The organism is Corynebacterium sp. MSK195 (assembly GCF_030228885.1).
In the GTDB taxonomy this organism is placed as follows: Bacteria; Actinomycetota; Actinomycetes; order Mycobacteriales; family Mycobacteriaceae; genus Corynebacterium.
In genome coordinates this window covers 111,171-131,515 of record NZ_JASPGT010000005.1, presented here as the reverse complement: position 1 = coordinate 131,515, position 20,345 = coordinate 111,171, and the positions used below count along the sequence as shown (strand labels likewise).

Sequence of the window (20,345 nt, the reverse complement as noted above, 5' to 3'; positions counted from 1 at the left end):
TAGGCTACTCTCCCCGGCGCGGGTCCGATTCCTCGGCCGCGGACTCGCTCGCCGGGTTGGGGTCGGCCTGGGTGCGATCGGCCGCGGACTCGCTTGCCGGGGTGGTGCCGACTGGGTTGGGGTCGGCCGCACGGAGGCCATCGGTGGTGGAGTCGGCGGAGGGGCTGTCGAAGATGGAGGCGGCACGGAACTGCTGGCGCGGCAGGCGGGCGGTGTGGGAATCGGGGGTGGGGCGCTCACGGCCGTCGGCAATGGCGTCTACTTCGTCGCCGCCGAGGGCACTGTGCTCGACTGGCCCGCGGGTTTCAGAATAGGCCCGAGACGGCATCTGCAAAGGCTCCTCTGGGCGCTGAATGACCGGTCGCTCGAATTCGGGTGCGCCTGCGGTCGGCGCGCCGCCGACGGCCTCGACGATGGGCTGGGCGGGAATCTCGCGGGCTGGATCCAATTCCTCAAGGCGCACGACGTGGGTGGCCGAGGTACGCGGGGGCAGGACGCGGGCGGCGTCGGCAAGCAGGGCGAGAGGCGGCAGCATCGCGTCCCATTCCGCGGATCGCGCCTGCTTCGTGGTCTGCGCCAGGGCCCACTCTGTTTCCATCCACAGTGCGGTAACAGCCTCGGGCATTTGCTGTAGGGCGACGTGGACGCGCTCGTCCACCATGCGCTCGGTCACGGCGCTATCCGAGGAATACACATCGAATCCCTCGATGGTCATGGCCAACAGCAGGTCCTCGGAAGCCTTCGCGTCGTCGCGATCGAAACGACGGAAGTCCACCACCATGTCGGAGGCTGCGCCGGTGCGCATAGCCATGACGTTGACGCCATCGATATCCATCAACAGCATCTCGTGGCCGTACACGTTACCGGCGACAATGTCTTTGGGAGCCGCGCCCGTGGAGGCCACTCCCCTGGTCCATTCGTCTACGAGGTAAGGGTCGGCCTTCATGAATTCAAATCCCTTGGCTTCCGCCCAATTGCGGCGCTCGCGGCGCATGGTTCCCGGCAGGATCGGCCGGTGACGTGCGTGGGGCTTGGAAGGTGCGGGGTGCTCGCTCGCGGTCTCGTGGCTCGGCTGGCGCTCCGGTTCGGGGGCCGGTTCACGCTCGGGGGCCGGCTCGGGTTCGTCAATTGGCTCAGGTTCTTGCTGGGACGGGGTCTCGGTCGCGGGCTCGGGAGTGGGCTCCGGTGCGGGAGCTGACGCAGCTGCTTCGGTGGCCGGGGTAGCCGGGTCAGCGGCAGGGGCACGCTCGGGGGCCACGCTCGAGGCCGAATCGGCAGGCTCGACCGGGGCAGTGTTTTCGGGTGCGGCGTCGGTGGATGCGGAGTCAGTTGGAGTGGGATCTGCGAGAGCGGCATCAGCGGGAGTGGGGTCCGCGGAGCTGGGGTCTGTGTCGGCGGAGGGGGTAGGGGTGGAGGTGCGCTGTTTGCCGTCGTAAAGCAGCAGGGCACCGCCGGCAATGCCGAGAAGGACCGCAAAAGCAAGGATTAGAAAAGCCATCACCCCACGATAGTAGTAGGAACGAGCAAGCGCTCAGCGCTCGGCGCGCGGACGCGGGAGGCTGAGGGCGAAGCGAGGGGCGGGCTGGGGCGATTAGCCGTTGACGGTGAGGCGGTCGCCGCGCTCGACGGGGTTGTGGGGGTTGGCAGACCACTGGGACCAGCCACCGACATAGTGGCGCAGGCCGGTGAAGCCAGCGTCTTCCATGGCGGCCAAGGCGAGGGCGGAGTGGTTACCGGAACCGGAGTAGATGATGGCGCCTTGGACATTGTCGGGGGTGAGGCCGGCGTCGAAAAGCACTTCGCGGATTTCGCCCGCGGACTTCCAGGTGCGCAGGCCATCGTTGTGGAACAGGCGCTCCGGCACATTGACGGCGCCGGGGATGTGGCCGGCCTTGAGGTCAAGGTTCTCGCGACGGCCGGCGAAGCGGTTGCGGGTGCGGGTATCGATGAGCAGGCCATCGTGATTGCGCACGTCATCGATGGTGGCCACGGGCATCTGGCCCGGGTTGACCTCGGCGGTGGCACCAACGGCGAAGTTGCCAGGGCCGGTAAGCGTGGTATAGCCCAGGTGGCGCCAATTGGCTAGGCCGCCGTCGAGGATGCGGACGTTGTCCAGGCCGGCCCAGCGCAAGGTCCACCAGGCGCGGCCGGCGAAAAGGCCACGGCCTTCGTCATAGACCACGACGGGACGGTCCTCGCGGATTCCCCACTGGCGGAAGTGCTCCTGCAGCTTATCCGGATCCGGCAGCGGGTTGCGGCCTACCTGGGAGCCGGGCAGGCCGGCGAAGGAATTGGCGGTATCGCTAAATAGTGCCGTCGGGATGTGCAGGGAGGTAAATTCGTTATAGCTCTGGCGCAGCTGCGGCTGCCAGTGGGTGGCCAAGAGGGTGAAACGCTCGCCGTGATAAATGGATTCGCGGAGTTCTTGCGGGGAGACCAAAATGCTCATGCCCCCGAGTCTAGGGGCATGAGCAGGATTTGGCGCGGCGGGCGCTGCGCGGCCGACTAGCGGGCGGCGATGTCTAGCTCGGCGCCGCCATCGGCGACGTCCACGTGGACGGTGTCGCCATCAACGATGTCGCCGGCCAGGAGCTTCTTGGCGAGCTTGTCACCAATGGCCTGCTGGATGGTGCGGCGCAACGGGCGGGCGCCATAGGCCGGGTCGTAGCCGCGCTCGGCGAGCCAGGACTTGGCGGAATCCGAGACCTGCAGGGTCAGGCGGCGGGCGTCGAGGCGCTCGGACAGGCCGCGCAGTTGGATGTCGACGATGCCGCGCAGTAGCTCCTCAGAAAGGGGCTCGAACATAACCACATCATCGAGGCGGTTGATGAATTCGGGCTTGAAGGCCTTCTTCACCGCGTCCATGGTCTCCTCGCGGGTGCCGCCGGCGCCCAGGTTGGAGGTCAGGATAATAACGGTATTGCGGAAGTCGACGGTGCGTCCTTGGCCGTCGGTAAGCCGACCTTCATCCAGGACCTGCAGGAGGACGTCGAAGACGTCGGGGTGGGCCTTCTCTACCTCGTCGAAAAGCACGAGCGTGTAGGGGCGACGGCGCACGGCCTCGGTGAGCTGGCCGCCAGCCTCGTGGCCGACGTATCCCGGAGGGGCACCGACGAGGCGGGAAACGGAGTGCTTCTCGCCGTACTCGGACATATCGATGCGCACCATGGCGGATTCATCGTCAAAGAGGAAGTCCGCCAATGCCTTCGCGAGCTCGGTCTTGCCCACACCGGTGGGGCCGAGGAAGAGGAAGGAACCGGTCGGTCGGTTGGGGTCGGCCACGCCCGCACGGGAGCGGCGCACGGCGTCCGAAACCGCGGTGACGGCTTCCTTCTGGCCGACCACACGGTTGCCCAGCACGGATTCCATGTTGAGCAGCTTCTCGGTCTCGCCCTGCAACATCTTGCCGGCCGGGATGCCGGTCCAGGCGGAAACGACCTCCGCGATGGTGTCCGGGCTTACCTCCTCATCGAGCATCGTGTTGCGCTGCTCGGCGGCCTTGACCTCCGCAGCCGCGAGATCCTTTTCCAGCGGTGGAATCTTGCCGTAGTTGATCTCAGAGGCCAGTGCGAGGTCGCCGTCGCGCTCGGCAATTTCGGCTTGGCGGCGCAGGTCATCGAGTTCTTCCTTGATGTTTTGGACATCATCGATGGCCTTCTTCTCGTTGGCCCAGCGGGCCTTGAGCTCCCCGAGCTTCTCACGCTGGTCCGCGAGCTCACCCTGCAGGGTAGCCAGGCGATCCTGGGAGGCGGCGTCAGATTCCTTCTTCAGCGCCAGCTCTTCGATCTCCATGCGGCGAACGATGCGCTCAAGCTCGTCGATTTCCTGCGGGGAGGAGTCGATCTCCATGCGCAGGCGGGAGCCTGCCTCATCGACGAGGTCGATGGCCTTATCCGGTAGGAAGCGGTTGGTGATGTAGCGATTGGATAGCTCGGCGGCCGATACCAGCGCAGAGTCCATGATGCGCACGCCGTGATGCACCTCGTAGCGCTCCTTCAAGCCACGCAGGATGCCGATGGTGTCTTCCACGGAAGGCTCGGCGGCGTAGACCTGCTGGAAGCGGCGCTCGAGGGCGGCGTCCTTTTCAATGTACTTGCGGTACTCGTCCAAGGTGGTGGCGCCAACCAAGCGCAGCTCGCCGCGGGCCAACATGGGCTTAATCATGTTGCCGGCGTCCATGGAGCCGTCGCCAGTAGCGCCGGCGCCGACGATGGTGTGCAGCTCATCGATGAAGGTGATGATCTCGCCCTCGGAGGATTTAATCTCATCGAGCACGGCCTTGAGGCGCTCCTCGAATTCGCCGCGGTACTTCGCGCCGGCGACCATGGAGCCTAGATCCAGGCTGATGAGGGTCTTGCCCTTGAGAGACTCGGGGACGTCGCCAGCCACGATGCGGCGGGCCAAGCCCTCCACGATGGCGGTTTTGCCCACTCCGGGTTCGCCAATAAGTACTGGGTTATTCTTCGTGCGACGGCTAAGCACCTGGACCACGCGGCGGATTTCCTGATCGCGGCCGATGACCGGGTCGATCTTTCCCTCGCGGGCGCGCGCGGTGAGGTCCGTGGCGTACTTTTCTAGGGCCTGGAACTGGTCCTCCGGGTTCTCGGAAGTTACCTTGGCAGCGCCGCGGACGGAGGGGAAGGCACCCTTGATGGCGTCATAAGTAGCACCACGGCCGGTAAGTAGCTCGGCGGCGTCGGTCTTAGAGCCGGCGATGGCGGCGAGCAGGACCTCGGTGGAGACGAATTCATCGCCCAGCTCCCCGGCCAACTCCTGCGATTTAGTCAGGACGTTGAGGCCATCGCGGTTAAATTGCGGGTTGGCCATATTGGCGCCCTCGGCTTTGGGATAAGAATCAACGAGCTCGCGGGCTTCCTTGAGCACGGTATCTGGGTCTACGCCGGTGGCCTTAAGAACTGGGGCGGCAATGCCGCCGTCCTGGCTCAAGATAGCGGCCAGCAGATGGGCCGGGCGGATATCCGGGTTGCCGTTAGAGGAGGCGGTTTGCAGGGCGTCCTGCAAGGCCTCTTGCGTTTTAGTGGTGGGGTTAAATGAGTTCATGTGTGCGTTGCTCCTTCTAAGTTTTATTCACCCACTGTAGGGCTTCACTTAGCACAACGCACCCAGAGTTGAGCCTATTCCACTCAACCTAAATATTTTTGAGCGTGGGGCGCTCAACTTTGCGCAGGACTTTTAAACCTGCTTGTACTCCTCGTTTTCATGGCCCAGAATCTGCAAGCTATGCGCGATGGCAAAGAAGGATACGGTCACTACCTGAACAAAAAGCGCCCACTTGAGATCTTCATTAAAGGTCTTGAAATCGCCGATACTGCACAGATGGGCAATGCCATTGGCGCCGGCCCATACAGCCAAGGCGCTGATATAAACCAGCTGGTCGGTGGGGGTAATGCCCATCTCGATGACAAACTTGCGGAGTAGGTCCATCATGATGGCAAAGTTCTTGGTCATGCCCTGGTGCGAGCTGCCATCACCATTGTGTGGAACGATGGAACCGGAGGCCAGCGCGATAATGGAGCTGAAGCGCTCTGGGTACATCATCGCGTAATTAAAATAGGCGGCAGCAACAATCTGCAGTTGGTCTACAGTGGGGGTGTCCTCCGGAAGCGCAGCAAGGCAATCCTCGAAGACCTTGGCCATTTCCGTCGTGGTGAGATCCTCTGCGGCCTCGCGCAGCGCGAAATCGTTGTCCACGATGGTGGTCAGGAAGCCTTTGGAGGTACCAAGCTTTTCGGCCACGTGGTCAAAGAAGCGGCGGTCGACACCGCGGCGACCAGCCACGCGCAGCGCGGCCTCGATGATGACCTCCTTGGCTTCCTCAGGATCCATCTGCTCAATGTTATCCGGGACCACGAAGGGTTTTTCACGCTCGCTGCCCATGACCTTTTCCACAATGCCGCGGGCATCGTTCATAATGGGGCGACGTTGCGGGATCTGCTTATTCTTAAACCAATATTGCAGGGCATCGACTACGAGGCGATCGACCTGCTTAAGGTTGGCGGCGCGAATAACGGCGTGCTGCAGGCGCAAGATACCCACCACACTCAAGTGCCCCATGCCATGAATGACCGACCAGAGCGCCAAAGTGATGCGGCCGATTTCCAAGGGCGAGATATCTCCATCTGCCGCTACGACGGCACCCTGTTCTTCGGCAAAGCGCTTGACGACGTCCAGCGCCATGTCCGCCCCCGGAGTCCCCGACTTTTCTCCCTTGGCAAATTGGCAGACGTGCTCCTCATCCATGGCATCGTACCGCTCGAAGAGGTAGTGGTAGATACCAGGCTCGTCCTGTGCGTAGGCAAAGTAGGCCTCTGCCAGCTGCATGAGGACATCGCCGCCAGAATTACCCTCCGGCAGGTGGCATGCTGCTTCCACCATGTATTCAGACATACGACGATCCAAGAAGGCGGGGATTTCCGCGAGCATGTCGGCGCCGCTGGCAAATTCCTCAGCTACCGCCTGCGGCGAGAGACCGGCCTGGTCCGCCACAGATTCCACGGTAACGGCCTGCTCGCCTTCGCAGCCCGCCACATAAACAGCGGCTTCCAGGATGATCACCCGCCTGGAAGCCCCATCTAACTGGTACATCTAGTTCCCCATCAAGACAAAGATTAATACCCGCTAATTCTAACAAAATTTAAGGTACAGGGATAGTCTCAATCGATTATCCTTTTCAAGGAATCCGACACTCACCGATGTTAACGGTGGTAGCGCGGCTGATGAGCCATGATTACGACGGTAAGCACCTCGGCTCACCCACACCGGCGAATTATTTTCTTAACTTTAGCGCGGCCAATCTCATAGTTTTTTAAGGTTGACGGAGGGGGTCGTCGGCAAGCGCGGCTATGCTTGCTTCTGTCCTACATGGCCGATGCCCTCCTGGAAGATAGTGCCGCGCGGCGGCATAAGGCGCATGGCCTTGAAGGCAATGTAGACGCCGATGGAAATCGCCAAGGAAATGGCACCGAAGGCGCCGGTAAATCCGTACATGACGGCCATGGGCGCGATGATGGTCCACGAGATTTCGAAGGGACCGAAACCGATATAGGCCATGCCGTATTCGGACAGCGTGCCGGACTTGAGCTTAGGATCCACAATCTTGAGGATGGCGATGCCGGTCGCCACGGTGGCGGTGGCCCAGCCCCAGCCAAAGATGCCGCGCTCGATCCAGCGCTCACCAAAGAACTCGGCCGGGAACCACAGCAAGAAGAACAGGCAGAAGATGGTGCCCAGGACGAAGAGTAGGAGAAGTGCCTGCCAATAAGAGGCAATAGCGGCTGGGACGATGGCAGCCACGCCGAAAGCGATGAGGTAGTCCGTGGCCGCGCCGGAAATGGAGGAAATGGAGTCCTTATCCAGATAATCCTCGGCGCCGACGAAATTCATGACCGCACGGAAGAGAAGGCCCACCACCATGGACATAGCAAAGAGCGGCACGGAGACGTTTTCCCAGATGCTGCTCAGGCCCTGGTTAATGCCGTAGGCGGTCATCACGGTCAGGATAATGAAGCCGAAGTGCAATGCGAGCGGCTCGATGGAGGAAGGGTTGGTGGTAGCGCGGCCGAGCGACGGGCGCTCATCGATGTTTTTGATGTAGCCGCGACGCAGCTCTTCCGGCAACTCCTTCGGCACGTGGGAAACCTTGCCCTTGCGGATGCCCCAGTTGCCGGCGATTACGCCGCCGATGATTGCGGCCAGCGTGCCGACGGTCGCGGAGGTAAAGCCGAGCGAAGACGCGGCATCAGCGCCCACGCCCTCCAGCGCGCCGCCCACGGCCGCAGCAGTACCGAAGCCGCCGGTAAAACCGACGGGCAGCATCATGCCGAACCAATTCGGGGTATCAAAAAGCGGCGCAAAGAGGAAAAGGCCCAGCACGATGAACAGGCCCCACTGGCCCGTGAACATCATGGTGGAAAAGCCCCACATATTGCGCGCACCCTTGCCCATGTTGCCGCCCACTTCCATGGAGTAGGCCATAGACGCAAAGACCACCGCAATGAGGATGGAGGTGTAATCACCCAAGTTATCGGAGAAATTGATCCAGCCCAGAACGTTTGGGCCAACCACCAAGCCAATGAGGCCGGCGGTAATCGGGGCAGGTAGCAGCAGGTCCTGGAAGATGAACTTCACCTGGTGACGCAGGACGTTGCCGATGACCATGAGCAAAGAAATCCAGCCCACATCTAGCATGAGCGTATATGCGGAAAAATCTTCCATGGGGACCCTTTCTAGCTGTGCAATTATGGCGACTTGCCCCCGTTAGAGGGCAGACGGATAGGGAATACAATACCTGCCGACAAGTGAGCCACAACATAGGATCCCATTTTCACCCCCGCTTACTATGGGAGGCGTGGCTTCTTACCTCTGCATCGTAATCGGCGCGGGACAGGCGGGGTTGGCAACGGCCCAGCAACTCGCCCACCGCGGTCTTGTGCCCGGCGAGGACTTTCTGCTTATTGACGCCACCCCAGGCCCCGGCGGCGCCTGGCGTCACCGGTGGGATTCGCTCACGCTGGGCAAGGCACACGGCATTGCCAACCTGCCGGGGATGAAGGCTCCCAAAGGCGATGATTCCACCCCCGCCTCGCAGGTGATTGCAGAGTATTACGGAGCCTACGAGGACCAGTTTCACCTGCGCCCCTACCGCCCGGCGCGCGTGCGCCGCGTGACCCAGGACGGTGACTTCCACGTCACTCTAGATTCCGGGGAGGTACTTGTCGCGCGCACCATCGTCAATGCCACCGGCACGTGGGATCGGCCCTATATCCCCTTTATCCCGGGAATTTCCTCATTTGGCGGCCGGCAGCTGCACACGAAGGACTATTCCGCGGCCAAAGATTTTTCCGGCCAGCGCGTCCTCGTGGTGGGCGGCGGGCTATCAGCCGTGCAATTCCTATTGGAGTTGGAGGGCATCGCGCAGACCACCTGGGCAACCCGGCGCGCCCCAGACTTTGTGCGCACCAACTTTGATGAGCGCTGGGGCCGCGATGTAGAGGACAAGGTTCGCTCCCGCGTCTTTGGCGGCCAGCACCCCGCATCTGTGGTCTCCACCACGGGGATCCCGCCATGGCAGGAGTATCTGGAGGCGGTGGAGCGCGGCCTCCTCGTATCCCGTGGCATGTTTAACGCCATCGACTCCACCGGCGTGACTTTTGGCGCGGCACCGGACCTGCCGGAGGATTATCCGCAGCCGGCAGCGTGGCAGCCATTCCCGGCCGGAACTCATATAACTGTCGATGTCATCTTCTGGAATACGGGCTTTCGGCCGGTCCTCAATCACTTGGCACCGCTGCGGCTGCGCTCGCGCCACGGTGGCATCGCCCTGCGCAACGAGGTCGCCCCTCTTGCCAATCCCCGCGTCTTCCTGGCCGGATACGGGTCAACCGCCTCGACCGTGGGGGCTACCCGTGCCGGCCGCTTGGCCGCGAGAGAGGTTATCGCCGCCCTTGACCTATAACTGGGGCTCCAGGTCTAGCCGCATGTGCAGGATGGGATAGGGCCTGCCATCGGCATCGGTCTCGTCCCGGCCGGTGATAACGAACCCGTAGCTGCGATAAAAGCCCACGGCCCCGGGGTTGTGTTCATTAACGTCTACCGTGCGCGCGCCATGGCGGGACACCGCCTCATCCAGGAGCGCGGTACCGATTCCCCGGCCGTGGTAATCGCTGGCGATAAACAGCATTTCCACCGTGCCTTCGGCCACCCCGGCAAAGCCCACGAGCTCGCCGTCCAGTTCGGCAGCGAAAAGTTCTACCGCGGGAAAGTAATGGGGAATGAGGTTTTCTTCGATGCGTTTGCGGTCCTCCGCGGCAAGAAAATCGTGGGTGGCGTCTACCGCGCTGCGCCATATCTGCACCAAGGTTGGATAGTCGGCCGCGCCAAAAATGGGCCGTAGTGTCATCCGTTCGTTGCTTTTCACCCCATATAAGCCTAGCAACGTTGGCGCTGCCCCATTCCGCCCACGGCGCGCATTAGGATGGTCAAGCATGTGGGAATTGGGCGAGCATTTTCGAAATTACGCAGACGAGTACCGCGATGCGGTCCACGAGCATTTCTTTAACGCGGTGCCTGAATCCCGGCAGATTTTTGCCCTGTCCATGCGCGATACCCATACCTCGATGGTGCCTGCGCTGGCGTGGGTGATTGAACATACGGAGCCTGGGGAGCCCCTGCTTGCCGACGTCTCCGCAAAGCTCACCCAGCTCGCCCGCGATCACCGCCGGCATGGGTTTCCGCCCGAAATCTATGCCCGCTTCGACGATGCCCTCGTAGCAGGCCTGCGGGTTTTAGCGCTGACGCAGTATCAATACAACTTTGCCTGCGGCGTCATCCACCAGGTATGCACCACGATGGCCGACGCCGCCCGGGAATCCGACGCCGCCGGCGAAGCACCGGCGCACTCGGCGCAAGTGGTAGCTGTAGATCACCCCACCCGCGAGACATCCATCATCCGCGTGGAGGCTGGCCTGGCTGTGCCCTACCAACCGGGGCAGCACTTTCCGGTGACCACACAGTACTTGCCCGGGCAATGGCGGATGCTCACTCCTGCGCAGCCTAGCGACGGAACCGGCCAAGTAGTCTTCCACGTCTCTACCGCGGGCGAGGCTTCCCGGTCCCTCGCGCACGCGCAGCCCGGCGATTGGTGGACTTTGGGCCAGCCCGCCGGCGGCATTAGCCTCCAGAACGCGGGCGCAGGAGAACTGGTCATCATCGCCTACGGCACCGGCTGGGCCACGGCCCGCTGCGCGGCGCTCGCCGCGCTGGGCGATAAAGGCCGCGGCCGAGCACCGCGCCTCTTTGCCGTGGCGGGCAGCCCCGGCGCCCACTATGACACCTACTTCCAGCAGAACCTGGCAGCGCTCGGCGTACCGGTGCGCCGCATCGTGCGGGAAGAACAAGACCCGTGGCTGCTCAATGCCCGCGAATTGGCACCCGACGCCGACTATGTAGTCTCCGGGGAACCGACCGATGTAGTAGTCAACGAGGTGGAGTTATCCACAGGCACTCCCCCGCGCTTCCTACTCGTCGGACCGGCCGAAGAGGTTGTGGAAGGTGCGGAAAGGTTGGTTCAAAGGGGCGTCGGCAAGCAGCAGATCGACGTCCTTAGCTGGGGCCGCGACGGGCGCTGGCAGCCGGAAGACTACGCGGCGCTGGCCTAGTCCGCAGTGGCCACAACCGGCAGAGCGCGGCGGGTTTTCGCTACCTCATTCGGATCGATGTCGGCATAGAGGATGTCATCCTCGTACCCGGCCTCGGCCATGCGCACGCCATTCGGGTCAACGATGGTGGAATGGCCAATGCCCGTTGGTCCGGAAGGATTGCCCGCCTCAGCGTCACCGCCTGGGCGCGACTGCCCGGCCGCGAGGATATAGCTGGTGGAGTCCAAGGCACGCGCGGCCGTGAGCAGGCGCCATTGCTCCAGCTTTCCGGGGCCGTCCGCCCAGCTCGTGGGCACAACAATGAGCTGCGCGCCCTGGCTGGCCAGCTCCTTAAACTGCTCCGGAAAACGAATGTCATAGCAGGTGGCTACGCCCACAATAAGGTCATCCACGTCGAAGGCCACCAGCGATTCACCGGCCAAGACCGTATCCGATTCGCGGTAGTCAAAGGCATCATAGGTATGAATCTTGTCGTAGCCACCCAGTACGCCAGGACCTGCAATGAGCGCCGTATTGGTCACGCGATTAATGGTCTTGCCCTCGCGCTCCACGGTATCGGCTGGGCAGAACATGCCGGCCACGACGGTGACCTCGAGCTCCTCTGCGAGCGCTTGGATAGCCGTGGCGAACGGGCCTTCGAGCGTCTGTGCCTGCTCATCAAGGCGCCCAGAGCGGAAATTCTGCGCCGTGGCCTCCGGAAGCACGATTAACCGCGCCCCGTTTCCGGCCGCCTCACGGATCTTGGCAAGCGCCAGTTCCTGGTTTTCGGTGATATTTCCGGTGGATGTTAACTGCACTGCTGCTACCTTCATGCCTCCCAAAATAATGAAGCAGGGCGGAGTTATCCACAGGCTGCGCCTTTACCCCTAGCGCGGCATTGTGTGGTCCATCAGGCTTAGGGGCATGAGTTATGTAGAAATTCCCACGCACCTGCCCGATTACGTCCGCTCCCTCATGGCGCGCCCTCCGCTGCCACCGCCGACGGCCGCGCTCGATACCGCCTGCCGCACCGCGGCCGCACTAGAACGAGCCCGCGACACCTGGTCCAGCGCCGTGGCCGCAACGGAGGACGCCACGGCCGAGCAATTGCGCTCCATTGCGGCCTTCCTCGGCACTGCCGCTGGGGTGGATTCCCGCCTGGGCAATGCATTGGGAGATGCGCGATGACCCTATCTATGGCTTTAAGACATGGCGCCAGTATGTTACATAGCGAACGCGCTGAACTGCGATTTCGTGTTATAGATGCACGCCAGGATTGGCGTGGCCTATCACTGGGCGGCCCCGCTGGTGACGCCGCCCGCACCAGTTTGGCGGGCTACACCGACTGGCTGGCCCAGCCGCTGCACCAGATGGAGCAGGTTGCCACCATCCTTGAGCGCCACGCCAGCCTGCAAGCCCGCCGAGAAGAACTCGAAGACCGCATCATCGCATTTCTAGGACAAGTAGATGAGCGCAGCGGGGTCGCCGCCAGCGCGGCTGGGCTGTTGTTAAATCAGGTGCGCGCACTCGGTGATTCCCTCGATTGGTTGTGCGCCCAAGAGATCGATGCGCTGTGTACACCTGCTGGCGTGGAACCGCCCGCCCGGTTAGCGGACTATTCCGATCTTCCGTTGGATACAGTCCACGAAATCAACCTCGCCCAAGCCAGCGAGCACGTATCTCAGCTAGCCAGGCAGAACCCGGATATGCGGGTGCTAGAAACTAGCGACGGACGGCTCGTAGCCATGGTGGACCCCGGCGGTTTTCGGACTACGCCGGCATCACTTACCACCTTCGTGGAAGGAGTTCACTCCTCCGATCCAGAAACCTGGCAGCGCGCGGTGGACCGCGGCCGCAATCTAGCCAAGGCCAGCGGCGGGCCGGCGGTGGTGTGGTTGGGTTACCAGGCGCCATCCTCCCTGCCCCGTGCGGTTCACGCCACTCCCGCGCGCACTGCCAGTCAAGAACTCGCCCGGTTTCAGCGCTCGCTCGGTACACGCTATCCGCAGGCCAAGCGCACCGTAGTGGGATATTCCTATGGTTCCGTCGTCACCGGGCACGCCGCAAAGCAAGAAAGGATTGCTGAGGACGTAGTGCTCGTCGGCAGTCCCGGCACCGGCGCTGACCACGCCTCAGAACTGCATGGCCGCATCTGGGCAGCCACAAATGCCAACGACCCCATCGCTATTACGACGGGGCCTCACGCCGGCATCCATGGTCCCGATCCCACCGTTGATACCTTTGGCGCCACTCCCCTTCCCGGTGCGGATGGCCTCCCTGGCGATCATGGCTCCTATTGGGAGGACCCGCGGTTCTTGCGTGGTCTAGGCCAAGTGGCGCGCGCGAACTAGTCCGATGGGTACGGCCTTTAGAACAGACCGGCCGGCTGATCCGAATAGGAGACCAACATATTCTTAGTCTCCTGATAGTGGCCCAGCATCATCAAGTGGTTCTCACGGCCAAGGCCAGATTCCTTGTAACCACCAAACGCGCTATGTGCTGGGTAGTCGTGGTAGTGATTGACCCACACGCGGCCGGCCTGGATATCGCGGCCTGCGCGGTAGCAGATGTTTTGGCTGCGCGACCATACGCCCGCCCCAAGGCCGAAGTTGGTGGCGTTTGCGATTGCGATCGCCTCGTCATAATCCTTGAACGTAGCTACGGAGAGCACCGGGCCAAAGATCTCTTCCTGGAAGATGCGCATGTCGTTATTTCCCTTAAACACGGTGGGCTCGATGTAGTAGCCCTTTTCCAAGCCTTCCACCTTGTTGACGTGGCCGCCCACAAGAGTCTCCGCACCTTCTTGCGGACCAATCTCCAGGTACTGCTTGATCTTGTCCATCTGCTCCTGGGAGGCCTGCGCGCCCATCATGGTTTCGGTATCAAGCGGGTGACCAATCTTAATCTTCTTGACTCGCTCAACGGCCAGTTCCAAGAACTTATCCGCAATGTCTTCGTGCACCAGTGCGCGCGACGGGCACGTGCAGACCTCGCCTTGGTTAAGGGCAAACATCACAAAGCCCTCCACGCACTTTTCCAGGTAGGAATCGTCTTCATCCATGATGTCTTTGAAGAAGATGGACGGGGATTTACCACCCAGCTCCAAGGTGACGGGGATGACCTTGTCAGCGGCAGCCTTGTTGATGATCTTTCCTACCGGGGTAGAGCCGGTGAAGGCGATTTTGGCAATGCGGTCCGAACCGGATAGTGCCGCACCGGCTTCATCTCCCAGGCCATTGACGATATTGAGCACGCCGGCAGGAAGAAGATCACCGATGATATCGATGAGCAACAGGATGGATGCTGGGGTTTGCTCAGCCGGCTTCATGACAATGCAGTTTCCAGCAGCCAGCGCTGGCGCAATCTTCCAGGCGGCCATGAGCAACGGGAAATTCCACGGGATAATCTGGCCTACGACGCCGAGCGGCTCATGGTAGTGATAGGCCACGGTGTCCTGGTTGAGCTGGGAAAGCCGGCCCTCCTGGGCGCGGATGGCGCCAGCGAAGTAGCGGAAGTGATCCACGGCCAGCGGAATATCAGCGGCCAGAGTTTCGCGTACGGCCTTGCCATTCTCCCAAGTTTCCGCGACCGCAATCTTTTCCAGGTTTTCCTCGATGCGGTCCGCAATGCGATGCAGAAGCAATGCACGCTCGGCCGGGGTGGTTTTACCGAAGGTTTCGAAAGCCTTTTCCGCGGCATCGATAGCCAGGTTGATATCGGCTTCTTTGCCGCGAGCTACCCGGCAAAATACCTCGCCGTTTACTGGACTGATGTTGTCCATGTATTCACCATCGACGGGCGCCACCCACTGGCCGCCGATGTAGTTGTCATAGCTTTCGCGGTAGTCAACGATGGAACCTTCGGTTCCCGGGGCTGCATACAGGGTCATGGTGCGTGTCCTTTCCTGGAGAAGATTACAGGTGAAGGTGTTGCACAACACTATTACCGATCTCTGTGTTGCACATCACCTGCCTGCTAGTCATCCTAACCCTAAACTTTGCAATGCGCACTGATTACAGTTACCCCCTTTGCAAATATTCACATGCCACCGCGAGTACGTAGGCAGAAGAAAACCCCGCATCCAGCGGGGAAGCTGGTTGCGGGGTTGGGTGTACTCGTCTGCAGAGCGAGAGTTAGTCTTGGCCGTATCCACGGCTGCGGGAGCGCTTGCGCTCACGCGCGGTGCGCGGGCTCCACATCACCACGGAAGTGGACCGTGGGACATGGACAAGCTCACCGCTGCGCTGCGGACGGCGTCCAGCGGCCTGCTCGCGCAGGGCCCGGACCTCTTCAGCTAAAGCGTCGCGCTCGGCCTCGAGTCGATCGCGTTCCTCGGTCAACTCGATAATGGACTTGATGCCGGCAAGGTTTACACCATCGTCTTGGGATAGTGCTTGAATCTTGCGCAGCAGCTCGATATCCCGGTCGGAGTAGCGGCGGCCGCCGCCACGGGTACGAGCCGGGGAGACTAAGCCCATGCGGTCATAGGTGCGCAGGGTTTGGGCGTGCATTCCGGATAGTTCCGCAGCTACCGAGATGACGTAGACCGCGGTGCCGGAATCTTCTGCCTTTCCAGTGCTCATCTTTCAACACACCTCCTGCCTTAAGCATTCTCGGCGCCGGCCCAACCCGCACGCGGGTTGAAACCGGAGTCCTTTTCCGCTTGAGCATAGGTGCGCAGAGCGCTAGAGGCTGCAGCATCGAGCTTGGTGGGCACGGTAACCTGCACGGTAACCAGCAGATCACCGGAGTTGCCACCGCGCTTGGCGATGCCCCTTCCGCGCACCCGCAGCGTGCGTCCATCCGGCGTACCAGCGGGGATCTTCACGCGCACCGGGTTATCCAAAGTAGGAACCGCGATGGTATCGCCCAAGGCCAGCTCCGTGAAGGAAACCGGAACGGCGACATGGAGGTCATCGCCCTCGCGAGTAAAGACCTTGTCCGGCTTTACAGTCACCGCCACGAAGAGGTCACCGGCCGGAGTGCCGTTGGGACCTGCTTCGCCTTGGCCAGCGAGGCGGACCTTTTGTCCATCGATGACGCCGGCGGGGATGCGCACGGTGATATTGCGGGTGCGGTGAACCGTGCCGGTGCCGTGGCAATCCTTGCACGGATCCGTGATGCGTCGGCCGGTGCCATCGCAGTCCTTGCACGGGGCAGAGAAACCGAACGCGCCGCGGTTTTCCGAGGTAAAACCGGTACCGCTGCAGGTGCCACAGGTAGAGGTCTTGCCGGAAGCGGAACCCGAGCCGTGGCACGTGGTGCACGGCGCATTGCCGCTGAGCGCCAGGGGAATGGTGGTTCCCTTAGCGGCCTCGCGGAAGTCGAGGGTTATTTCCGTTTCGACGTCGGCCCCCCGCGACGGTTTAGCTGAGTGGCCAGCACTACCGCCGCGGTTGAAAACGCTACCGAAGATATCCCCAACACCGCCGCCTTGAGCCGATCCTCCAGCGGATCCTCCGAAGAGGTCCGAGAGGTCGAATTCTTGCGCACCTTGTCCACCCATGCGCGTGGATCGAAACCCGCCGGGAAATCCGGCGCCTCCCATCCGTCCAAAGCCGCCTCCATTGCGAAGCATGGCCTTGAACTGGTCATATTCCTTGCGCTCGGTGGCGTCGGAAAGCACGTCGTAGGCTTCCGCAACCTTCTTGAACCGTTCCGCTGCTGCGGGGTCGTCCGGGTGGGTATCGGGGTGATTTTCGCGCGCTAGCTTGCGGTAGGCACGCTTAATCTCGTTCTGGTCTGCGGACGAGGAGACCCCCAGATCCGCATAGTAATCTTTGTCTGCCCATTCGGGTTTAGCGCTCACTGGGCATCTCCTCCTTTCAAAGAGAATCGATACAAGTTAAGTAAAAGGGCGCCGCGGGAAAGTCACTAGTCAATTCCCAGGGCGCCCTTTATGTTATTTACTCGGACTCTTCCGAGCTGCCGGACTCATCGCTGGGGTCCGCGATGATGACCATGGCATTGCGTACGAGCCTGTCGCCCACGCGGTAGCCCTTGCGCAGCACGGTGCCAAGCACCTGCTCATCGCCGGAGGACAAGTCCTGCACGGCTTCGTGGACCTCAGGGTCGAAGGCATCGCCTTCCTCACCAAAGGCAGCGAGGTCGTGCTTTTCCAACGTGCCGTGGAGCTTATCTGCAAACGCCTTGAGCGGGCCTTCCAAGTCGCCGTGTTCACGAGCCAGTTCCAGGTCATCAAGGACAGGCAGCATATCTGCGATGACCTTGGCCTTGGCAGTCTCGATTACGGCCTGGCGGTCGCGCTCGGTGCGGCGGCGGTAGTTGGTGTATTCCGCATTGAGACGCTGCAGGTCTTCTGTGCGTTCTGCCAACTGTGCTTCCACATCGCTAGCGCCGGTGCCTGCGGGCTCTTCGCCCGCTGCTTCGGCTTCTACCTCATCAGCGTTGACATCTGCCAGCGCTTCTTCGAGGTCAGCATCGAGGGTGGGATCCAGCTCGGCTTCTTCGGTGGCGTCAGCCTGTGCTTCCTGCGCAGCCTGGGCCTCCTCGGCCTGCTCGGCAGCAGCCTCAGCGCGGTCAGCCGAGGTAGCCTCCGGATCCGTGTTTTCCGGGTCGCCTGGGTTGTGCGGCATTCCGCTGTCCTGAGTCATTACTTGTTGCCATCCTTGTTCTCGTCCTCGTCAACGACCTCAGCGTCGACGACGTTCGGGTCACCCTGCGCAGCACCAGCATCGGCAGCACCCTCGGCGCCTGCCTCAGCAGCCTGTGCCTCGTAGATCTGCTTGCCCATCTCCTGGGATTCGGTGGACAGCTTCTCCACTGCGGACTTGATGGCCTCGAGGTCATCGCCCTTCAGAGCCTCATCAACGGCGTCAGCAGCCTCGGTGACCTTGGTCTTAACATCCTCGGATACCTTGTCAGCATTGTCATCCAAGAACTTGCGGGTCTGGTAGGAGGTGGACTCTGCGTTATTGCGTAGCTCCTGCTCCTCGCGGCGCTTCTTGTCCTCTTCAGCGTGCTGCTCAGCATCCTTGACCATGCGGTCGATTTCTTCCTGGGACAGGCCGGAACCATCCTGAATCTTGATGGTGTTTTCCTTGCCGGTGCCCTTGTCCTTTGCGGTCACGTGGACGATGCCGTTGGCATCGATATCGAAAGTGACCTCAATCTGGGGAACACCGCGCGGTGCCGGAGCAATACCGCCGAGCTCGAAGGAGCCGAGCAGCTTGTTAGCAGTAGCCATCTCGCGCTCGCCCTGGAAGACCTGAATCTGTACGGAAGGCTGGTTGTCTTCCGCGGTAGTGAAGGTCTCGGACTTCTTGGTCGGGATGGTGGTATTGCGCTCGATGAGCTTGGTCATCACGCCACCCTTGGTCTCAATGCCGAGGGACAGCGGGGTGACGTCGAGAAGCAGCACGTCCTTAACCTCGCCGCGCAGCACGCCTGCCTGCAGGGCAGCGCCGACTGCAACAACCTCGTCCGGGTTAACACCCTTGTTGGCATCCTTGCCGGTCAGCTCCTTAACCAGGTCAGATACGGCTGGCATACGGGTGGAGCCACCAACGAGAACAACGTGGTCGATATCGCCGACGGAAAGGTCAGCGTCCTTGATGACCTGGTTGAACGGAGCCTTGGTGCGGTCCAGCAGATCCTGGGTGATCTTCTGGAACTCGGTGCGGGTCAGGGTCTCATCCAAGAACAGCGGGTTCTTATCGGAGTCAACGGTGATGTACGGCAGGTTGATGTTGGCCTGCTGGGAGGAGGACAGCTCAATCTTGGCCTTCTCTGCAGCCTCGCGTAGACGCTGCACGGCGCGCTTATCCTTGGTCAGGTCAACGCCCTGGGAGGTCTTGAAGCGGTCTACCAGCCAATCGACGATGCGCTGATCCCAGTCATCGCCACCCAGCTCGTTATCGCCGGCGGTGGCCATAACCTCGACGACACCATCGCCGATTTCCAGCAAGGAGACGTCGAAAGTGCCGCCACCCAGGTCGAATACCAGGATGGTCTGCTCCTGCTCGCCCTTTTCCAGGCCATAAGCCAAAGCAGCTGCGGTTGGCTCGTTAACGATACGGAGCACGTTCAGGCCTGCAATCTGGCCAGCTTCCTTGGTGGCCTGACGCTGTGCGTCCTCAAAGTATGCAGGAACGGTAATAACGGCGTCAGTAACGTCCTCACCGAGGTAAGCCTCTGCGTCGCGCTTCAGCTTCATCAGCGTGCGAGCGGAGATCTCCTGGGAGGTGTAATCCTTATCATCAATGTTGATCTTCCAGTCGGTGCCGATGTGGCGCTTGACGGAGCGAATGGTGCGGTCAACATTGGTTACCGCCTGGTTCTTAGCGGACTGGCCGACCAGGATTTCGCCGTTCTTTGCAAAAGCAACGACGGAAGGGGTGGTGCGGGAGCCCTCAGAGTTAGCGATAACGGTGGACTCGCCACCTTCCAGTACGGAAACGACGGAGTTCGTCGTACCAAGGTCAATACCTACTGCGCGTCCCATGATTTCTTCTCCTTTTATCTTGGGGTAATTAATAAAGTTGACTGTCAGTGACTCAACTTCTCGTTGCGTCCGAGCGCTACTGTAACAGAACTTCTACGCTCGGTCACACAACCTTGAGCCTGTGTCACTCAATCCTTACAACGGGTAGCCTACAAAAGTTATTCCCCGCGACTCAACTTTTCTTGTAAACCTTGCCTTTGTGCAGCTCAGCCCCACCCCTACCCTCCGCACAATCACCCCCTTCACCCAACACTGCCCCATATCCAAACGGAGATCCTTAAATAACCCTAAGAGGATCCAAAAGTCACCTCAGAAAGGATCCAAAAGAGGATTGGCAGCCCGCCCCCGCTACCGCATACTAGGAATCACAGCAGTTAAGAGCTGCTACCCCAGAGAGAGATTGTAGTTTTACTCCGCCGATCCGAAAGGAATGTATATGTTCGATACCCTCGCAGACCTCAGCTCCGCCATCGACTGGGAAGCACTCGTTAAGGGCATCAAGGGCCTCATCGACGCTTCCTCCGAGTCCAACACCGACTCCGAGGGCCTGTCCTCCGTATTCGAGGGCCTGTCCTCCAAGGATGACGCAGAGGCTGCTGCAGAAGCTAAGTAATTAGCCTTCTGTACTCCTTCATGAAGACCAGCTAAACCCCCTCACCTTCTTCCTCCGCTCGGAACCCACCACAAGGAACCGCGCACGAAGGTGCGGGGGTTTCGCTGTTTTC

17 protein-coding genes are annotated in these 20,345 nt (G+C 61.3%); 5 read left to right on the top strand and 12 right to left on the bottom strand.

Features of this window, described 5'->3' with window-relative positions:
• Window positions 1-4: 4 nt before the first annotated feature.
• The 5 genes from QP909_RS06960 to QP909_RS06940 form a co-directional block, all read right to left on the bottom strand.
• On the bottom strand, window positions 5-1,498 hold the full coding sequence (locus QP909_RS06960) for a TtfA family protein (RefSeq protein WP_284766678.1): 1,494 nt from the start codon (window positions 1,496-1,498) through the stop codon (window positions 5-7).
• A 93-nt stretch (window positions 1,499-1,591) separates the two neighbouring features.
• Window positions 1,592-2,449, bottom strand: coding sequence for a sulfurtransferase (locus QP909_RS06955; protein WP_005329334.1), 858 nt, complete (start codon window positions 2,447-2,449; stop codon window positions 1,592-1,594).
• A 56-nt stretch (window positions 2,450-2,505) separates the two neighbouring features.
• Complete coding sequence (gene clpB / locus QP909_RS06950; protein WP_269953933.1) at window positions 2,506-5,061, bottom strand: ATP-dependent chaperone ClpB; 2,556 nt, start codon at window positions 5,059-5,061, stop codon at window positions 2,506-2,508.
• 132 nt (window positions 5,062-5,193) lie between these two features.
• Window positions 5,194-6,576: a TetR/AcrR family transcriptional regulator gene (locus QP909_RS06945; RefSeq protein WP_284766677.1), complete on the bottom strand. Its 1,383-nt coding sequence runs from the start codon at window positions 6,574-6,576 to the stop codon at window positions 5,194-5,196.
• A gap of 285 nt (window positions 6,577-6,861) precedes the next feature.
• Window positions 6,862-8,235 (bottom strand): sodium/glutamate symporter, encoded by a 1,374-nt coding sequence (locus QP909_RS06940; protein ID WP_284766676.1) that lies wholly within the window; start codon window positions 8,233-8,235, stop codon window positions 6,862-6,864.
• A gap of 124 nt (window positions 8,236-8,359) precedes the next feature.
• Between QP909_RS06940 and QP909_RS06935 the strand changes: the two genes are divergently transcribed.
• The gene (locus QP909_RS06935) at window positions 8,360-9,475 is read left to right on the top strand and encodes an NAD(P)-binding domain-containing protein (protein WP_502868620.1); all 1,116 of its coding nucleotides are present in this window, start codon (window positions 8,360-8,362) and stop codon (window positions 9,473-9,475) included.
• Here the strand turns inward: QP909_RS06935 and QP909_RS06930 are convergent.
• On the bottom strand, window positions 9,470-9,919 hold the full coding sequence (locus QP909_RS06930) for an acetyltransferase (RefSeq protein ID WP_284766674.1): 450 nt from the start codon (window positions 9,917-9,919) through the stop codon (window positions 9,470-9,472). The genes QP909_RS06935 and QP909_RS06930 overlap by 6 nt on opposite strands.
• 85 nt (window positions 9,920-10,004) lie before the next feature.
• Between QP909_RS06930 and QP909_RS06925 the strand changes: the two genes are divergently transcribed.
• Window positions 10,005-11,177 carry a 2-polyprenylphenol hydroxylase gene (locus QP909_RS06925; RefSeq protein WP_284766673.1) on the top strand — a complete coding sequence of 391 codons (1,173 nt, stop codon included), beginning with the start codon at window positions 10,005-10,007 and terminating at the stop codon, window positions 11,175-11,177.
• Here QP909_RS06925 and QP909_RS06920 read toward each other — a convergent pair.
• Window positions 11,174-11,989 (bottom strand): carbon-nitrogen hydrolase family protein, encoded by an 816-nt coding sequence (locus QP909_RS06920; RefSeq protein ID WP_284766672.1) that lies wholly within the window; start codon window positions 11,987-11,989, stop codon window positions 11,174-11,176. The two genes, QP909_RS06925 and QP909_RS06920, sit on opposite strands and share 4 nt — an antisense overlap.
• A gap of 91 nt (window positions 11,990-12,080) precedes the next feature.
• Here QP909_RS06920 and QP909_RS06915 point away from each other — a divergent pair, with 91 nt between their 5' ends.
• Together QP909_RS06915 and QP909_RS06910 are read left to right on the top strand one after the other, a co-directional pair.
• Window positions 12,081-12,344 carry a hypothetical protein gene (locus QP909_RS06915; protein ID WP_284766671.1) on the top strand — a complete coding sequence of 88 codons (264 nt, stop codon included), beginning with the start codon at window positions 12,081-12,083 and terminating at the stop codon, window positions 12,342-12,344.
• A gap of 32 nt (window positions 12,345-12,376) precedes the next feature.
• On the top strand, window positions 12,377-13,507 hold the full coding sequence (locus tag QP909_RS06910; protein WP_284766670.1) for an alpha/beta hydrolase: 1,131 nt from the start codon (window positions 12,377-12,379) through the stop codon (window positions 13,505-13,507).
• A 17-nt stretch (window positions 13,508-13,524) separates the two neighbouring features.
• Here the strand turns inward: QP909_RS06910 and exaC are convergent, their stop codons facing one another.
• The 5 genes from exaC to dnaK form a co-directional block, all read right to left on the bottom strand.
• Window positions 13,525-15,045 carry an acetaldehyde dehydrogenase ExaC gene (gene exaC / locus QP909_RS06905; protein WP_284766669.1) on the bottom strand — a complete coding sequence of 507 codons (1,521 nt, stop codon included), beginning with the start codon at window positions 15,043-15,045 and terminating at the stop codon, window positions 13,525-13,527.
• A 244-nt stretch (window positions 15,046-15,289) separates the two neighbouring features.
• Window positions 15,290-15,739 (bottom strand): heat shock protein transcriptional repressor HspR, encoded by a 450-nt coding sequence (locus QP909_RS06900; protein WP_284766668.1) that lies wholly within the window; start codon window positions 15,737-15,739, stop codon window positions 15,290-15,292.
• A 20-nt stretch (window positions 15,740-15,759) separates the two neighbouring features.
• On the bottom strand, window positions 15,760-16,965 hold the full coding sequence (dnaJ, locus tag QP909_RS06895; protein ID WP_284766667.1) for a molecular chaperone DnaJ: 1,206 nt from the start codon (window positions 16,963-16,965) through the stop codon (window positions 15,760-15,762).
• A gap of 97 nt (window positions 16,966-17,062) precedes the next feature.
• Window positions 17,063-17,770 (bottom strand): nucleotide exchange factor GrpE, encoded by a 708-nt coding sequence (grpE, locus tag QP909_RS06890; RefSeq protein ID WP_284766666.1) that lies wholly within the window; start codon window positions 17,768-17,770, stop codon window positions 17,063-17,065.
• Window positions 17,770-19,620: a molecular chaperone DnaK gene (gene dnaK, locus QP909_RS06885; protein ID WP_005325523.1), complete on the bottom strand. Its 1,851-nt coding sequence runs from the start codon at window positions 19,618-19,620 to the stop codon at window positions 17,770-17,772. Before dnaK ends, grpE begins: the two co-directional genes overlap by 1 nt.
• Window positions 19,621-20,056: 436 nt before the next feature.
• On the opposite strand from dnaK, the gene QP909_RS06880 reads away from it, so the two are divergent.
• Window positions 20,057-20,233: a hypothetical protein gene (locus tag QP909_RS06880; protein ID WP_204610859.1), complete on the top strand. Its 177-nt coding sequence runs from the start codon at window positions 20,057-20,059 to the stop codon at window positions 20,231-20,233.
• Window positions 20,234-20,345 lie beyond the last annotated feature (112 nt).

Excerpts from the sequence above, each read along its gene's own strand:
- grpE (WP_284766666.1), bottom strand. The coding sequence starts at position 17,770 with ATGACTCAGGACAGCGGAATGCCGCACAACCCAGGCGACCCGGAAAAC.
- dnaK (WP_005325523.1), bottom strand. The coding sequence starts at position 19,620 with ATGGGACGCGCAGTAGGTATTGACCTTGGTACGACGAACTCCGTCGTT.
- QP909_RS06925 (WP_284766673.1), top strand. The coding sequence starts at position 10,005 with ATGTGGGAATTGGGCGAGCATTTTCGAAATTACGCAGACGAGTACCGC.
- exaC (WP_284766669.1), bottom strand. The coding sequence starts at position 15,045 with ATGACCCTGTATGCAGCCCCGGGAACCGAAGGTTCCATCGTTGACTAC.
- QP909_RS06920 (WP_284766672.1), bottom strand. The coding sequence starts at position 11,989 with ATGAAGGTAGCAGCAGTGCAGTTAACATCCACCGGAAATATCACCGAA.
- QP909_RS06930 (WP_284766674.1), bottom strand. The coding sequence starts at position 9,919 with ATGACACTACGGCCCATTTTTGGCGCGGCCGACTATCCAACCTTGGTG.
- QP909_RS06940 (WP_284766676.1), bottom strand. The coding sequence starts at position 8,235 with ATGGAAGATTTTTCCGCATATACGCTCATGCTAGATGTGGGCTGGATT.
- QP909_RS06955 (WP_005329334.1), bottom strand. The coding sequence starts at position 2,449 with ATGAGCATTTTGGTCTCCCCGCAAGAACTCCGCGAATCCATTTATCAC.
- QP909_RS06935 (WP_502868620.1), top strand. The coding sequence starts at position 8,360 with ATGGGAGGCGTGGCTTCTTACCTCTGCATCGTAATCGGCGCGGGACAG.
- QP909_RS06960 (WP_284766678.1), bottom strand. The coding sequence starts at position 1,498 with ATGGCTTTTCTAATCCTTGCTTTTGCGGTCCTTCTCGGCATTGCCGGC.
- QP909_RS06900 (WP_284766668.1), bottom strand. The coding sequence starts at position 15,739 with ATGAGCACTGGAAAGGCAGAAGATTCCGGCACCGCGGTCTACGTCATC.
- QP909_RS06880 (WP_204610859.1), top strand. The coding sequence starts at position 20,057 with ATGTTCGATACCCTCGCAGACCTCAGCTCCGCCATCGACTGGGAAGCA.
- QP909_RS06915 (WP_284766671.1), top strand. The coding sequence starts at position 12,081 with ATGAGTTATGTAGAAATTCCCACGCACCTGCCCGATTACGTCCGCTCC.
- clpB (WP_269953933.1), bottom strand. The coding sequence starts at position 5,061 with ATGAACTCATTTAACCCCACCACTAAAACGCAAGAGGCCTTGCAGGAC.
- QP909_RS06910 (WP_284766670.1), top strand. The coding sequence starts at position 12,377 with ATGTTACATAGCGAACGCGCTGAACTGCGATTTCGTGTTATAGATGCA.